Source organism: Herbaspirillum sp. GW103, from assembly GCF_000261365.1.
Taxonomy (GTDB): Bacteria; Pseudomonadota; Gammaproteobacteria; order Burkholderiales; family Burkholderiaceae_D; genus Herbaspirillum.
Window position 1 is genome coordinate 729,147 of record NZ_AJVC01000003.1, and the last position, 15,518, is coordinate 744,664.

11 protein-coding genes are annotated in these 15,518 nt (G+C 58.7%); 10 read left to right on the forward strand and 1 reads right to left on the reverse strand.

Features of this window, described 5'->3' with window-relative positions; genetic code table 11:
- Positions 1 to 19: 19 nt before the first annotated feature.
- From epsG to GWL_RS06875, 6 genes are all read left to right on the forward strand, one after another.
- On the forward strand, positions 20 to 898 hold the full coding sequence (gene epsG, locus GWL_RS06850; RefSeq protein WP_008328052.1) for a chain length determinant protein tyrosine kinase EpsG: 879 nt from the start codon (positions 20 to 22) through the stop codon (positions 896 to 898).
- 28 nt (positions 899 to 926) lie between these two features.
- Positions 927 to 2,570, forward strand: a complete 1,644-nt coding sequence (gene xrtB, locus GWL_RS06855) for an exosortase B (protein ID WP_008328053.1) — start codon at positions 927 to 929, stop codon at positions 2,568 to 2,570.
- Positions 2,571 to 2,672: 102 nt separating this feature from the next.
- A complete protein-coding gene (locus GWL_RS06860) occupies positions 2,673 to 4,181 on the forward strand; it encodes an O-antigen ligase (protein WP_237713530.1) in 1,509 nt (502 codons plus the stop codon).
- Between the two features lie 78 nt (positions 4,182 to 4,259).
- Positions 4,260 to 5,501 carry a glycosyltransferase family 4 protein gene (locus GWL_RS06865; RefSeq protein ID WP_008328056.1) on the forward strand — a complete coding sequence of 414 codons (1,242 nt, stop codon included), beginning with the start codon at positions 4,260 to 4,262 and terminating at the stop codon, positions 5,499 to 5,501.
- A gap of 2 nt (positions 5,502 to 5,503) precedes the next feature.
- Positions 5,504 to 6,556: an acyltransferase gene (locus GWL_RS06870; RefSeq protein WP_237713531.1), complete on the forward strand. Its 1,053-nt coding sequence runs from the start codon at positions 5,504 to 5,506 to the stop codon at positions 6,554 to 6,556.
- Between the two features lie 28 nt (positions 6,557 to 6,584).
- Complete coding sequence (locus GWL_RS06875; RefSeq protein ID WP_034350213.1) at positions 6,585 to 8,624, forward strand: acyltransferase family protein; 2,040 nt, start codon at positions 6,585 to 6,587, stop codon at positions 8,622 to 8,624.
- A 45-nt stretch (positions 8,625 to 8,669) separates the two neighbouring features.
- Here GWL_RS06875 and GWL_RS06880 read toward each other — a convergent pair whose 3' ends face one another.
- Positions 8,670 to 10,073: a hypothetical protein gene (locus tag GWL_RS06880; protein WP_008328059.1), complete on the reverse strand. Its 1,404-nt coding sequence runs from the start codon at positions 10,071 to 10,073 to the stop codon at positions 8,670 to 8,672.
- Between the two features lie 435 nt (positions 10,074 to 10,508).
- Here GWL_RS06880 and GWL_RS06885 point away from each other — a divergent pair, with 435 nt between their 5' ends.
- The 4 genes from GWL_RS06885 to GWL_RS06900 all read left to right on the forward strand — a co-directional run bounded on the left by GWL_RS06885 (position 10,509) and on the right by GWL_RS06900 (position 15,511).
- A complete protein-coding gene (locus GWL_RS06885; protein ID WP_034350569.1) occupies positions 10,509 to 11,699 on the forward strand; it encodes a glycosyltransferase family 2 protein in 1,191 nt (396 codons plus the stop codon).
- Between the two features lie 55 nt (positions 11,700 to 11,754).
- The gene (locus tag GWL_RS06890; RefSeq protein WP_008328066.1) at positions 11,755 to 12,870 is read left to right on the forward strand and encodes a WecB/TagA/CpsF family glycosyltransferase; all 1,116 of its coding nucleotides are present in this window, start codon (positions 11,755 to 11,757) and stop codon (positions 12,868 to 12,870) included.
- 77 nt (positions 12,871 to 12,947) lie between these two features.
- A complete protein-coding gene (locus GWL_RS06895; RefSeq protein WP_008328068.1) occupies positions 12,948 to 14,069 on the forward strand; it encodes a sugar phosphate nucleotidyltransferase in 1,122 nt (373 codons plus the stop codon).
- Positions 14,070 to 14,083: 14 nt separating this feature from the next.
- Positions 14,084 to 15,511, forward strand: a complete 1,428-nt coding sequence (locus GWL_RS06900) for a mannose-1-phosphate guanylyltransferase/mannose-6-phosphate isomerase (protein ID WP_008328070.1) — start codon at positions 14,084 to 14,086, stop codon at positions 15,509 to 15,511.
- Positions 15,512 to 15,518: the final 7 nt, after the last annotated feature.

The window sequence follows — 15,518 nt, forward strand, 5'->3', positions numbered from 1 at the left end:
ATGATTTCCCGGGAATAACATGACTACTGCAACGTTGACCTTCAATGAAGGTGCATCCCTGCCGAACCGTTCCATCGGTGCGATTCTGGTGGATAGCGGCAAGCTCTCCCCCGAGAACGCCGAGCGCATTCTGCGCTTGCAGCGCGAGCGTGGTCTGCGCTTCGGAGATGCTGCAATCCAGTTGGGCTTGCTGAGCCAGTCCGATATTGACCAGGCACTGTCACGCCAATTCGACTATCCCTACCTGCTCAAGGGGGAAAGCAAGGTCAGTGAGAAGGTGGTCGCTGCCTACAATCCCTTCAGCAAGCAGGTTGAGGCACTGCGTGCGCTGCGCAGCCAGTTGATGGTGCGCTGGTTCGATGTCGATGCCAAGCACAAGGCATTGGCTATCGTCAGCCCGGAGAGCGGGGAAGGGCGCAGCTTCATCGCTTCCAACCTGGCGGTAGTGTTCTCGCAGCTCGGTGAGCGTACCCTGCTGATCGATGCCGATATGCGCAAGCCTTGCCAGCATGAGCTGTTCGGTCTGGATAATCGCAACGGATTGTCCGGCGTAATTGCCGGTCGTTGCACCGTGGCCGATGCCTTGCAGCGTGTGCCGGACCTGCTCGACCTGACGGTCTTGCCCGCTGGCCCGACGCCGCCCAACCCACAAGAACTGCTGGGGCGCCCCAATTTTACGCAGATGCTCACGGACTTCGCTCAGGATTTCGATGTCATCCTGATAGATACCCCGTCCGGCACCCAATACGCCGACGGCAACATGATTTCGGCACGCGCTGGCGCCAGCCTGATGGTAGTGCGTACTCACGTCACCCATATTTCGGCAGTACGTACCCTGGCCGAACATATGACCAGTGCGCATGTCGCAGTTGTCGGCAGTGTCGTCAACGAGTTCTGAGCCTTCGTGAACCGCCAGAAAGAGTCCGATGACCGCCGATACCTTCCGTCCGATGCCTGAGCAACGTTTCTCCGGCATACCCTGGATCGTCATGGCGGCGGGCCTGGCGGCGATGTACATCCCCAGTTTCATCGACCTTTTTCATGGTGCGTGGGGGACCGAACGTAACGCGCACGGTCCTATTGTCCTGGCCGTGGCCTGCTGCTACATGTTCGTGCGCGTCAGGCAATTGCTGGAGGAGGGGCTCATCGAGCGCCGACCGGCGCCGGTGCCCGGGATTTTCTTCTTGGCGCTGGGCCTGCTGTGCTTTGTGCTGGGTCGCTCTCAGACCGTGCTGTTCATGGAGGCCGGTTCGCTCATTCCGATCCTGATGGGGATCGTGCTGCTGCAGTTCGGGGTCCGTACCTGCCGTCGTCTGTGGTTTGCATTCTTCTTCATGCTCTTCATGGTGCCTCTGCCGGCATCGGTCGTGGACCTGCTCACGCAGCCACTCAAGATTGGCGTGTCCTACGTGTCGGAGCATGTGTTGCGCCTGCTGGGATACCCGGTCGCCCGCAGTGGCGTCATTCTCTACATCGGGCCGTATCAGCTGCTGGTTGCCGATGCTTGTGCTGGGCTGAATTCACTATTCACCCTGGAGGCGCTGGGCCTGCTTTACATGAATCTGGTGCGCCATCAATCACTGCTGCGCAATGTGCTGCTGGCAGTGCTGATCGTTCCCATTTCCTTTACCGCCAACACGGTGCGAGTGATGGTGCTCGCGCTCATTACCTTCTACATGGGCGATGCCGCCGGACAGGGATTCCTCCACGGTTTTGCCGGCATGCTGCTGTTTCTGGTAGCGCTGGGCCTGATCATCGCGCTGGATGGATTGCTCCGCTGGATCGCGGTACGTTATGCCAACTTCCGAGGGCATGCAGTCCCGGTTGCGGTACAGCGAGCCCGCTCGGCCACGCACAACAGCGGCCGCGAAAAATTCACCATGAATATCCGGCTGTCCATTCCGGTAGCAATTGTCATGGCTTTGTCTGTGGTGGTGGCAGGGATGCTGGTTCCGCATATGACGCCGGCAGTGAAGACTGCCAAGTTCTCGTCGATCGTGCCTACGCAGTTCGGCCAGTGGCGCGAGGTGCCGTCCCCGTTCTTGCAGGTCAATGTCGGGTTGGACGATGGAACTGGACGCAATGCGGATCAGCCCTACGATGATGTGCTTGGTCGGACCTACGTCAACCGGCAAGGCGAAATGGTCATGCTGGCACTGGCCTATGCCGCCGAGCAGAGTCAGGACGTCAAAATCCACCTGCCGGAGGTGTGCTACGTGGCCCAGGGTTTCACCCTGACAGATGGGCGTCCGATGACCATGCAGACACGCGCTGACGGGCCGCAGATCGTCGGTTCACGTTTTGTTGCCAGCAACAAGGGGCGGCAAGAGGCGGTCAGTTACTGGGTGCGCATTGGTGATGGTTTTCCCAGCGGTGGACTGGCCGCACGGTGGAAGATATTCAAGGACGGCATGAGTGGACGCGTATCGGATGGCATTCTGGTCCGTGCATCAAGCCTCTTGCAGGATCCGGACGACCAGGCGCATGCCTTTGCGTTGCAAGAACAATTCTTGAAGGATCTGGACCGCGTCATGCACGACACGCATCCGGGATTACTGACTCCCACGTAAGCCCAAGCCAGCGTATATCGATGATTCGCGGTGGTGCGGGATGGGCTTGTATCGAATGGACAGGGGCGAAACACCGTCTGTCTTGATCGCCCAAGCTACGCCGTGCTCACCGAGCAGGGATATTGCGGCTGTTTGAAAGGTGAAAATTGCGGTCATACTGACCGAGGAAAAATGATGAGAAGAATCAACCTGCAATCTTCACAGATCGTGCTTTTGCTCGTCGCCTGCGCAATCGCGGTGGTATTCGGTTTGGTGCTCCCGGTACTGGCAGCTGCGCTCGATGGCAGCTTTGCCAAGTTGGCGGCGTTGCCGGTATTGCTGCTGCTGGGAGGACTGTTCCTGTTCAACAAACGCTTGTTGCTGCTGTGCGTACTGTTGTTGCGCGCCTCTGGTGATATTGTTCTCGAGTCCACACGGGTAGGATCTGGCGGTGGATTTTCCCTGGGCCTGGGCGGTGCGATCAACGCCTTGATCATACTGATCGCCTTTCTCTTCGTGGTTGAAAAGCCCAAACTTCTTCCTCGCAAGGCGTGGATGCCTTGGCTGATATTGCTGGGCATCGCAACAATTGGAATGGTGGTCTCACCTGACAGAGGCGCGGCACTGAAGATCGTCCTGGGCCTGTGCTCGTATTTCGCAGTCTTTGTGTGTGCTTTCTATGTGGTACGCACACCAGAGCAATTCCGCTCCATGATTCTGCTGGTGGTTGCATCGTCACTCATTCCTGCCACCTACGGAATCATAAGCACAGTCTTGAATGCGCGCGGTGGCCTCAGCGGTTTCCGACTGCAAAGTACATTTGGTCATCCAAACATCTTCGCGTTCTATCTGACGCTGGTCATCGCGCTTGGACTCTATATCATCAAGAGTGCTCAATTTAAGTTGGACCAATTCCAGCGCTTTACGCTGGCGGGTTATCTTGGCGTTTTATTTGTATTGCTCCTGCTGACCCAGACGCGTAGTGCTTGGGTGGCCTGTTTCCTGATCTTCCTGCTGTATGGGATCAAGTATGAACGGCGCTATCTGGTCTACATGCTGGTACTGGCGACGCTCGCGATGTTGGTCCCCAGCGTGCAGGAGCGTATCCTGCAGCTCGACAGCGGTAATACCGTAACCACTTATGCCAAGCTCAATTCCTTTGCATGGCGGACCTATCTCTGGAGTTCCGGGCTGAACTGGATGAGCCCCTCACGCTATCTGTTCGGCTACGGTGTTGAAGCATTTCCTTTCTATTCGCCGTTATTCTTCCCGCTGGCTGGCGGGGTCAATTGGGGCGCACACAGCGTGTTCGTTCAGTGGTTCTTTGATACCGGGGTGGTAGGCATGGTGGCCTACCTTGCCATCTTCTACCAGGTGTTGCGGGTATTGATCCGCTATCAGAAACATGACTCTCTGGGCGGCGTCATTCTCATCTGTACCCTGATCGAATATCTCGTCGTTTCAGCCTCTGACAACATGCTGTCCTATCTGGCCTTCAACTGGTATTTCTGGCTGGTGATGGGGATGGGCTGGTCGCTCTATCTCAATAGTGAAGAGGGTCGACAGGAATCTATCGTGAAAAAGAATCAGCGTCGGGAATCGTCGTCACTTTCCCGCTCGACGTCAGCCTGAAACGGCCGTATCGAGGATAGCTCCATCGTCTTCTTCCCGCAGACAAGGCGGGAAGGATATTGCTCACCCAACGCAGCCATGACAAAAAAAATCGCCTACTTCATCAATCAGTATCCGAAAGTCAGTCATAGCTTCATCCGCCGCGAAATCGCGGCGGTCGAAGCGCAAGGCTTTGACATTGATCGCATCGCGCTGCGCGGATGGGATGCCGAGATTGTCGATGACGACGACCGCAGCGAACGCGACCGCACCCGCTACATCCTCAAGAAGGGCGTTGGCGGCTTGCTGGCACCCCTGATCCGCCAGATGGTGATCAATCCCAAGGGCTTTCTCTCCGCCTTGGGGTTGGCCTTCAAGATGGCTCGGCGCGGTGAACGCGGCCTGATCTATCACCTGGTCTACCTCATGGAGGCCGCACAGGTGGTGGAATGGACACGTGCATTTGGCGCTACCCATATTCACGCGCACTTCGGAACCAATTCCACCGAGATCGTCATGCTGGCCCACTGCCTGGGGGGGGCTCCCTACAGTTTTACGGTGCACGGTCCCGAGGAGTTTGACAAGCCGTTGGCCTTGGGGCTGGATGAAAAGATCCGCCGTTCCGCATTTACGGTTGCCATTACCTCCTTCTGTCAAAGCCAGTTGTATCGCTGGGTGGAACAGAGCGCCTGGTCCAAGGTGGCGATCGTGCATTGCGGCCTGGATCGCGGCTTCTATGCGGATGCGCCGCTGCAGCCACAGTCGGCAGCGCGTCTGGTCTGCGTGGGCCGCCTCTGCGAGCAGAAAGGACAGCTGCTGCTGGTAGAGGCAGCAGCCGAGTTGTCACGCAAGGGTATCGAATTTGAACTGGTGCTGGCCGGCGACGGTGAGATGCGCGCGCAGATCGAAGAGCGTATTGCGCATTACGGTTTGCAGGGCAAGATCCGCATCACAGGTTGGATCAGCAGTCGCCAGGTCCGGGAGGAATTGCTGGCGGCACGTGCCATGGTCTTGCCCAGCTTTGCAGAAGGTCTGCCGGTGGTTGTGATGGAGGCCATGGCGCTGCGCCGTCCGGTATTGACCACCTTCATCGCCGGCATCCCTGAACTGGTTCTGGATGGGCAGAATGGCTGGCTCTTTCCCGCCGGCGACATCGGGCGTCTGGTGGAGTCAATGCAAGCCTGCCTGAGCGCCACGCCTGAACAACTGCAGCGTATGGGAGAGAACGCACATGTGCGAGCGGTAGCAAGACACTCCATTGATACCGAGGCGACCAAGCTGGCTCAACTATTCTCAGTTCCGACGAGCGCGCATTGCCCCGCATCGGAGACCGCAGTATGAGCATGGTGCATACCAAGCACCAGGACATCGCCTCCCTGGATGGCTGGCGGGCAGTCGCGATCCTGATCGTAGCAGCCAGCCACGCGGGGATGGGCAAGCTCGTGCCGGGTGGCCTGGGCGTGACCATCTTTTTCTTCCTGAGCGGCTATCTCATCACCACCTTGCTGCTGCGCGAATATGCCAGTACCTCCACCATCAACATCAGGCACTTCTATCTGCGTCGCCTGCTGCGCTTGACGCCGCCGTTGTTGCTTGTGTTGGTTGCCACCTATGGGTTGACCCATCTCGGCATCTTCAAAGGCTATGCCACTTGGACAGGTTTCCTCGCGCAGCTATTTTATTTTGCCAATTACTATGGACTGTTCTTCGACGCCGCCCACACGGTGCCGCAGGGGACTGGTGTATTTTGGTCGCTGGCGGTAGAGGAGCATTTCTACTTCTTCTTCCCGGCCTTGCTGCTGCTGTCACTGCGCAAGGCGCAGCGGCAGCGCTTGCCGTTGTACCTGGGCCTGGCATGCCTGGTGTTTCTGGCATGGCGCTGTTATCTGGTGCTGAGCGTCGGCGTGGGCACAGAGCGTACTTACTATGCCACTGATACACGCATCGATTCCATGCTCTATGGATGTATTCTGGCGACCTTGCCGCAGACGTCGCAATGGCATCGGAAGCTGCAAAGCCCAAGCTTGCGTATTATCGCGATCTTGGCAGGCGGGCTGCTGTTGTTGAGTACCCTGGTCGTGCGCGGCGAGATATTCCGCGAGACCGTGCGTTATTCGCTGCAAGGCGTCGCACTCATGCCGCTGTTCTATTACTCCGTGACCAATCCGGAACTCTGGCCATTTCGTTGGCTCAATGTAGCCTGGATCAGGCGCATCGGCATTTATTCCTATTCCATTTATCTCGCCCACTACGTGATGCTGAACAATGTGGATGGGCTAACCCCGTATGCGCCGCTCAATATCCTGATGGCACTGGTCGTTTCCTGGTGCTTTGCCGTGTTGGTGGATCGACTCATTGATACGCCGTTGCGGGTGGTCAGGGCGCGACTCCGCTAGTAAGGCGCTTGCTCGAGAAATTCTGAAAATGGCCCCAATCCAGAAACATATCCTCCCTCCGAACGGCGCACCTGGTGTTTCGCCGCTTGCACCTGCGGCCGGCCCGGACGTTCCCCAGCTGCATCCAAAATATCGTCCCGATATTGATGGCCTGCGCTCGATCGCAGTCGGTTCGGTGGTGATTTTTCATGCCTTCCCGGAGTGGTTCAAAGGCGGCTTCATCGGCGTCGACATCTTTTTTGTCATCTCTGGGTTTCTGATTTCGCTGATCATTTTCAACAACCTCGAGCATGAGCGGTTCAGTATCCTCGATTTCTATGTTCGCCGGGTCAAGCGTATTTTCCCTGCCCTGATGACGGTGATGATCGTATGCGCCGTGGCTGGTGGCGTCATTCTCTTTGCCGATGAGTATGGGCAGCTGGGCAAGCATTTGCTGGGTGGTTCTACGTTCATTTCCAATATCCTGTTCTGGCGTGAAAGCGGTTACTTCGATAACTCCGCCGAGACCAAGCCCTTGCTGCATCTCTGGAGCCTGGCCATCGAAGAGCAGTTCTATCTTTTTTGGCCGCTGCTGCTGGCCTTCGTGTGGAAGCGCAAGTGGGGCTTCCTGCGCATTGTCGGCATGATTGCGCTGGTGTCCTTCGTCATCAATCTGCACTTGGTCGACCACGACCAGACCGCTGCTTTCTATTCCCCTTTCGCACGATTCTGGGAGCTGATGGTGGGCGGGACGCTGGCCTACATCAATCTGCACCGTCCTGATCTCAATGCGCGCGGCAAGCAGTTGCAGTCCTGGATGGGCTTGGCCTTGCTGGTGACCGGGTTCGTACTGCTCAACGGCGACCGCAGTTTCCCCGGATGGTGGGCACTGCTGCCGTGTGTCGGGACATTTCTGCTGTTGTCTGCAGGGCCGGGTGCCTGGTTCAATCGCAAGGTGCTGGCCAGCAAGCCCATGGTCGGCATCGGGCTGATCAGCTATCCGCTGTATCTTTGGCACTGGCCGCTACTGTCATTTGCGACCATCATTGCCGGGCAGACTGCACCCCAGCAATGGCGTCTGCTGGCGGTCGTGGTGGCAGTGTTGCTGGCGTGGGGCACCTTTCTGTTCATCGAGCGCCCCCTGCGTCACGCCCGTGGCGTACGCATCGTGTGGACGCTGCTGGTGGTCAATGTCGTCGTGGGACTGGCCGGTGGTGTCATCTATCACAACGGAGGATTCCCGCAACGTCCCATCAACGAGAAGCTGGATTACCTGGCCCGTTCTGATGTATTCAATGGCTCACGCAATTCCGATGGCAGCTGCACTCGTCTCAACCATCTCGATCCGGTCAACGAAGAGGTCTGCCTTTCCAATTCGGCGACACCGCAGATTCTGTTCGTGGGCGATAGCCATGTGATGGCGCTGCATTCGGCAATCTTCAGCCGGCAGCTGGCACTGCCTTCCATCATGGTGGCTGGTCATGCCTGCCGTGTCTATCCCAATCTACCCTACAAGCCGGCCAATGTGCGGCGCTGGTCGAACAACTGTACCGCGATTGCCCAACAGGCGATTGCTGTCGGCCAGCAGTTCCCGTCTATCCGTACCGTAGTGATTAGCGGTGCGTATCCACGGGGCAATCTCGATCTGCCTTCCCAGTACAAGGTCAACGACCATGCCTTGAGTCAGCGCGAGGCATTCTTGTCGGGCTATGGGGCCCTGATCGAGAGTTTTCTTGCACAAGGCAAGCAGGTGGTGTTCGTCGCCGATGTACCGTTCTTGAAGCTGGATCCGCATGCCTGTGTCAATCGCTTCGGCGCAGGTCCGATGCGAGAGTGTGCCTTCAGTCGGGCAGAGCATGATGAGATTCGTAAAGCCTATGATGCCGCCGTGAATGAACTGCGTCAGCTGCATCCGAAGGCGACGGTATTTGATCCGGTTGAGCTGTTTTGTTCGGCAACTCAGTGCCAGGCCAAGATCGACGGTGCATATCTGTACAACGACGATCAGCACATTAGCCTGGCGGCTTCGAAATACCTCTTGCAGTCGATGCAGCGAGACGGATTGCTGCCGTTCCGTCCGGGGCAATAAAAAAGCCGCAGTCCGAGACTGCGGCTTGTTCGCGGCCCGACGGTGTCAGTCAGCCTTGAGCAATTCTCCGCCAACTGCAGACTTGCTGCCCACGCCACTTTGGGCGTAGAGCACAAGGCGAGGCGAACTGGCGCTCCAGGTAAAAGTCTTGCTTTCGCCATTGCCCAGGTAGCCGCTGTCGAACACTACCTTGCCGACCAACTGGTCGTAGATGCTCATGCGTAGTTTGCCGCCGTTGGTGGTGCGGGCGGTCAGTTTGTAGGTGGCACCGTTGACCGGCTTGGCCCAGGTCACCGCGTTCATGCCGCGGTTGCTGTAATTGACCACTTCGGAAGTCGAGCTGGTCGCGGGGAACACGACGGCCTGGTCCCACGAGCTGAACTGGCCCAGCACGCTGCCGGATTGCTGGGTCCAGTTGCCCCGCATGGAGAGCAGGTTCAGGTTCTGGTTGGGCGTAAAGGTCTTGCCATTGCCGTCAATCCAGCTTTGCGCGCTGACAACCCGGCGCAGTGCTGCGCGGATCGACTGCATTTCGTTGGCGACCGTATTGTTCCATCCGCCGGGTGAAGGGTTGGCATCTGCACCGATCTCGGCATAGATGACGAAGGGCGTGCCGATATTGGCATCGACGATATATGCGCCATAGCGCTTGAGTGTCTCGGCAATGCGGCGAACCTCTGCATTGGTGATCTTGCTGGTATCGAAGTCCGGAGGCAGCATCACCAGGCTTCCTTCGGGAATGCGGCCCTTGTTGCGAATGGCGGCTTCGGTATCTGCAGAGGTAGCGGGGAACACGTAGGCCGGGTTGGGACTCAAGCCGGAATAGGTCAGTGACATCGCCAGCGCGTGCGGATAGTACTGGGGCTTCTGTGCAGCCTCATGGATTCGGATGATGCCCGCTGCCGCCGGTACGCCGGTAGCGCGTGCGCCCTGATAGTAGTGGCCCGGGTCTGGCCAGCCGCGGCCATCGATCTTGGTCCAGGCATACATGGCGGCGGTCCACTTCGTGCCTTCCTGCTTGAGCTTGAAGAGCGAGTGAACGATGCCGGTGGTCGGATCGACGATGTCGGCGTGGCCGTCCGTACCGGGCGCTGCGTGTGCTGCTGCGGGCCAGTGAGGGATGGTGATGTCGTGGTAATTCTCGTCATCGGTGTGGAACAGGCCCTTGCTCCCAGTCAGTCCGGTGATGGTCACCGGCGGATCATCTGGCGAGGCCAGGAAGATACCGGTTGAATAGGTGTTGTTGGTCACCGTCGGGAAATAGCTGTCGGTAGGGATGACGAAGGAATCAAACACCGGATTGACCGGGCGACTGTTCCAGAGCGAATCGGCAGCAAAGGGCTTGAGATACGTACCCCATTCCTGGGCCCAGCCGGGCGCCGCAGAAAGCAGTGCGGTCAATCCCAGGGTCAGTTGAAAGCGTCGTAGTGTGGTGGGGGGCCGTAGCATGAGCAACTCCTGTTGGTGTGGATTAGCGATGATCGGGGCAGACGGATTAAGTTCTACGCATCACCGAGAATGTAAGTAATTTTTTTGAGCTTGCGGAAAGTATATCGATCATTGTGCGCTGGTACGGGTCTCATGGATCAAATAGGGACGCTCGTCTCCGTCAAGCTTGTTCATAGAGGCGAGCTGTGGGGTGAGAAATATTGTTGATGCGACGCAGCATCTGGCATTGGGACTGTCGCATAATGGAGGATGGCAGGGCGTAGTGCACGGCAAGCGGTATGTATGCTGCGCTCCCGCATACTCATCAAAGGAGGCGGCAGCGTTAGCCTTGGTGGCGCGAGTGCCGGACAGAAATCTTGCGACAGGGCATTATTAAATGCGAGTAGTGGAGTGGAGTCTGGCTGCGGTGGCAGTCAAAAGGAAATGAATATGGCGATGATCATCTCGGTTGTGCAAGTGGTATTGCTGCTGGGTCTGGCGCTGCTGGCGGTACCGGTGCTGGTGCTTCTGGTGCAGGTGGTTTCGGCACGTCGGCGTGTTTCCAGCGTGATTGACCTGAGCCCGCAACGGCCCAGAATCGCGGTGCTAGTGCCGGCTCATAACGAAGCGGGCGGCATCAGCGAAGTCGTTCAAGGCATTGTCCGGCAGTTGGGCAGTGCCGACCGGGTGTTGGTGGTGGCAGACAATTGTTCAGACGAGACGGCCCAGATCGCACGGGCTGCCGGTGCAGAGGTCACAGAACGCTTTCATGATGAATTGCGTGGCAAAGGCTATGCACTCGACCACGGAGTAGCCCATCTGGCCGCCGATGCGCCGGAAGTGGTCATCATTGTAGATGCCGATTGCTATCTCGGTGAACAGGCACTCGACACCTTGGCGCGGCGGTGTGTCCGGACCGGCCGTCCGGTACAGGCGCTCTATCTGATGCACACGCCTGAGGGTGCCGGTCCGATGCGCAAGATCGCCGAGTTCGCCTGGCTGGTGAAGAACTGGGTACGACCGCTGGGATTTCATCAACTCGGTTTGCCCTGTCAGTTGATGGGTACCGGCATGGCCTTTACCTGGCAGCAGATCGGCCGTGCCGATCTGGCCACCGGGCACATCGTCGAAGACATGAAGCTGGGTGTGGATCTTGCCGAAGCAGGGGAGCCCGCGCTGTTTTGTCCGCAAGCGATGGTCTACAGTTACTTTCCTTCCAGCGATAGCGGAATCGAGACACAGAGAACGCGTTGGGAGCATGGCCATTTGAGTGTCATCCAGTCTTACGTGCCGCGTTTGCTTGGTGGCGCCCTCCGCCGTGGCAGTGCGGCGCTGGCCGGATTGGCACTGGACCTGAGCGTACCCCCGCTGGCATTGCTGGTGATGTTGGTGGCCTCGGCATGGTTGCTCACGGCCCTGTTCTGGGTAGGGCTGGGCACGGTGCTGCCAGTGCTGGTCGCCAGCGTGCTGGTGGCGTGTATCGCAGGCGCGGTGTTGCTGGCATGGAGCGGATATGGTCGCGAGGTCATCACATTGGGTGAGCTGATGGGCGCCTTCGGCTATGTTGCACGCAAGCTGCCGCTGTATTTCAAATTCCTGTTCAATCGCCAAGTGGCGTGGGTAAGGTCAAAACGTGATTCAGAATAACGCTCACCAACTCTCTTCGGCAGCCCTTGCCGTCGCGCAGGAGCCAACGGTATCCATGCTTCCCGACTTCAGCCGCGAGGTATTCTGCATTCTCGGTTTGCCGTTCGACCGGGTCAGCCTGGCCGAGGCTGTCCAACGTACACGGCACGCCGCCGCTCAGGGTCAACGCTGCTTTCTTTCCACGCCCAACCTGAACTTTGCCATCGCCTGCCTTGACGACCCGCAGTTCCGCTTGTCGGTGATCCAGAGTGACCTTTCCATTGCCGATGGTATGCCGCTGATTTGGGTTGCGCGGGCGACGGGCCTGCCAGTCAACGAGCGTGTGGCCGGCTCCAGCCTCTTCCAGGCCTTGCGCCAGGCTGTCCAGCCGACTCACAGCAAGCCTTTGCGCGTGTATTTTTTTGGTGGTCCTCCGGGTGTGGCACAACGCGCCAGCGAACAGCTCAATGCTTCGCCATCGGGCATGTGTGCAGTGGGTTTCGATAGCCCGGGCTTTGGCAGCATCGAAGAAATGAGCGAGGAGTCCACCCTGGAACGCATCAATGCCAGTGGCGCCGACTTCCTGGTGGTGGCGCTGGGCGCCAAGAAGGGCCAGGCATGGATCCAGCATAACCTGCCACGCCTGCGTGTGCCGTTGGTCAGCCACCTTGGCGCCGTCGTCAATTTCGTGGCGGGAACCGTGTCGCGTGCGCCCGTGTGGGCCCAGAAGACTGGTATGGAATGGCTGTGGCGCATCAAGGAGGAGCCCAAGCTTTGGCGGCGCTATTGGCAGGACGGTATCGGCCTGCTGGATTTGCTGCTCCATCGGGTCATGCCACTTGTGCTGGCGCAGCGGCGGGCCGGACCTGCTGCAATCGAGTTCGACAAGGCGATCATGGATGTCCGGGAGCAGGAGGGTGACTGCATCCTGACTCTCACCGGGGCCATTGGATTGCCCAATATCGGGCTTCTGCGTACGCGCCTGCCGGCGGCGGCCAGTTCGCCACATTCATTGTTGGTGGACTGCTCCGGATTGGTTCATATCGACAGCGCGGCTCTGGCATCCCTGATGCTGTTGTACGGCGCATGTCACGCCGCCGGTCGCCCGTGGGCGATGCTGGGTGTCTCGGCTGCGCTGCGCCGGCAGTTCGAGCTGCACTGCGCACAATATTTGCTTGACCCCCTGGCTTGAATGCGGCAGTGACCTGATCTTCAGGGGAAGCAATTTCCGTTCAAACATCGACGATAGAAGAGGTACTCATGAAAGCAATGATTCTGGCAGCGGGCAAGGGGACCCGCGTACGGCCCCTGACTTATGCGCTGCCCAAGCCGATGATTCCCATCCTGGGCAAGCCGGTGATGGAGTACCTGATCGAACACCTGGTCAAGTTCGGCATTCAGGACATCATGGTCAACGTCAGCTATCTGCACGATCGCATCGAGAATTACTTCGGCGAAGGTCAGCGCTTCGGCGCGCGCATCGGTTATTCCTTCGAAGGCTACGTGGATGATGATGGACAGGTCTTCCCCGACCCGATCGGCTCGGCCGGCGGCATGAAGAAGATCCAGGAATTCGGCGGCTTCTTCGATGAGACCACGCTGGTCATCTGCGGTGATGCCCTGATTGATCTGGACATTCATTCGGCCTTGTTCGAACATCGTCGCAAGGGCGCGCTGGTGAGCGTGATCACCAAGGAAGTGCCGATGGAGCAGGTCTCCAGCTACGGCATCGTGGTCGCCGAGAAGGATGGCAAGGTGAAGTCCTTCCAGGAAAAACCCAAGCAGGAAGAAGCACTCTCCAACCTCGCCAGTACCGGCATCTACATCATGGAGCCGGCGGCACTGGAGCTGATTCCCAAGGACAAATTCTTCGACATCGGTGCCGACCTGTTCCCGTTGCTGGTGGAAAAACAATTGCCGTTCTATGCCCAGAAGCGCTTCTTCAACTGGATCGACATCGGCAATGTCACCGATTTCTGGTCGGTACTGCAAAGCGTGCTCAAGGGCGAAGTGGCACAGATGTACGTGCCGGGCACCCAGATCCAGGAGGGCGTATGGGTGGGCCTGAATACCCGCATCGAATGGGAAGGTACCACCATCGAAGGTCCGGTCTATATCGGCGCCGGCTCCCACGTGGCAGCAGGCTCCACCATCGTTGGCCCGGCCTGGATTGGCCATGGCAGCCATATCTGCAGCGGTGCAAAGGTGATTCGCAGCGTACTATTCGAATATACTCGCGTGGCCGGTGGGACGACCTTTGAAAACAGTGTTGTCTATGGCGCCTACAGCGTCACCCATGAGGGTGAAATGAAACATACGTCCGATCAGCCGGACGAGCAATGGAACGATGCACGGGATCGCCGTCTCAAACCGCGCAGTGCGATTCAGTAAACCAGGAGTGCTTAATGTCTAGTCCCAAAATCTATCCCGTCATCCTCTCCGGTGGTTCGGGTACCCGCTTGTGGCCGCTTTCGCGTGCGGCCTATCCGAAGCAGTTTCTGCCGCTGGTCAGCGAGCAGACCATGCTGCAGGAAACCGTTGCGCGGGTGAGCACTTGGCCGGAAGTGCAGGCACCGCTGGTGGTGTGCGGCAATGAGCACCGCTTCATGATCGCCGAGCAGATGCGCGAGATCGGTGTGCGCCCGCTGGGCATCATGCTCGAACCCCAAGGGCGCAATACCGCGCCCGCCGTGGCCGCTGCTGCCTTGCACCTGCAACGACTGGATCCGGAAGCGGTGATGCTGGTGTTGCCTGCCGATCACGTCATCACCGATGTGTTGTCTTTCCATGCAGCGGTGCGTCGTGCGCTGGCCTCTGTGGAAAAAGGTGCGCTGGCCACTTTCGGTATCGAGCCGAACCAGCCCGAGACCGGCTACGGCTATATCCTGCGCGGTGCTGCCGATAGCACCGGAAGCGGCAACTTCCTGGTCGAGCGATTCGTCGAGAAGCCGGACCTGGCCACGGCCACGGGCTTCCTGCAGCAGGGCGGTTACTACTGGAACAGCGGCATGTTCCTCTTCAAGGCGCGTGACTACCTGGACGAGCTGGAGACACACCGTCCGCTGATCGGTGCGGCGGTCAAGGAAGCCGTGGCCAAGGCCTACAACGATCTCGATTTCTGCCGTCTGGACGAGACCGCCTTTGCAGCCTCGCCGTCGGAGTCGATCGACTATGCCGTCATGGAGAACACGACCCGCGCCGTCGTCGTGCCCGCCAGCATCGGCTGGAGCGATGTGGGCTCATGGAGCGCGCTGCATGAAGTGCTGCCGGCCGATGACGATGGCAACGTGGTACGTGGCGACGTGCACCTGAACCAGGTGAAGAACACCATGGTGCGTGCGGAGAGTCGTCTGGTCGCGGTGCTGGGCGTGGAAGATCTGGTGGTGGTGGAAACGGATGATGCCGTGCTGGTGGCTCATCGCGACAAGGTCCAGGACGTCAAGGTCTTCGTCGACAAGTTGAAGCAAGCCAAGCGAACCGAACACGTTCATCACAAACGCGTCTTCCGTCCCTGGGGCAGCTACGAGAGTGTCGACGCGGGCGAGCGCTTCCAGGTCAAGCGCATCATCGTCAAGCCGGGCGAGAAGCTGTCGCTGCAGATGCACTACCATCGGGCAGAGCACTGGGTGGTGGTCAGCGGCTCGGCCCTGGTCACGCGTGGCGAGGAAGTGACCTTGTTGAGCGAGAACGAATCGATCTATCTGCCCATCGGGGTCACCCATCGCCTGGAGAATCCGGGCAAGTTGCCGCTGCATCTGATCGAGGTACAGTCGGGCAGCTATCTCGGCGAGGATGACATCGTGCGCTTTGACGACGTCTACAAGCGCGCCTGAGACTGCG

Coding starts and splice junctions, on each gene's coding strand:
- GWL_RS06885 (WP_034350569.1), top strand. CDS start 10,509: ATGATCATCTCGGTTGTGCAAGTGGTATTGCTGCTGGGTCTGGCGCTG.
- xrtB (WP_008328053.1), top strand. CDS start 927: ATGACCGCCGATACCTTCCGTCCGATGCCTGAGCAACGTTTCTCCGGC.
- GWL_RS06880 (WP_008328059.1), bottom strand. CDS start 10,073: ATGCTACGGCCCCCCACCACACTACGACGCTTTCAACTGACCCTGGGA.
- GWL_RS06875 (WP_034350213.1), top strand. CDS start 6,585: ATGGCCCCAATCCAGAAACATATCCTCCCTCCGAACGGCGCACCTGGT.
- GWL_RS06890 (WP_008328066.1), top strand. CDS start 11,755: ATGCTTCCCGACTTCAGCCGCGAGGTATTCTGCATTCTCGGTTTGCCG.
- epsG (WP_008328052.1), top strand. CDS start 20: ATGACTACTGCAACGTTGACCTTCAATGAAGGTGCATCCCTGCCGAAC.
- GWL_RS06900 (WP_008328070.1), top strand. CDS start 14,084: ATGTCTAGTCCCAAAATCTATCCCGTCATCCTCTCCGGTGGTTCGGGT.
- GWL_RS06870 (WP_237713531.1), top strand. CDS start 5,504: ATGGTGCATACCAAGCACCAGGACATCGCCTCCCTGGATGGCTGGCGG.
- GWL_RS06865 (WP_008328056.1), top strand. CDS start 4,260: ATGACAAAAAAAATCGCCTACTTCATCAATCAGTATCCGAAAGTCAGT.
- GWL_RS06895 (WP_008328068.1), top strand. CDS start 12,948: ATGATTCTGGCAGCGGGCAAGGGGACCCGCGTACGGCCCCTGACTTAT.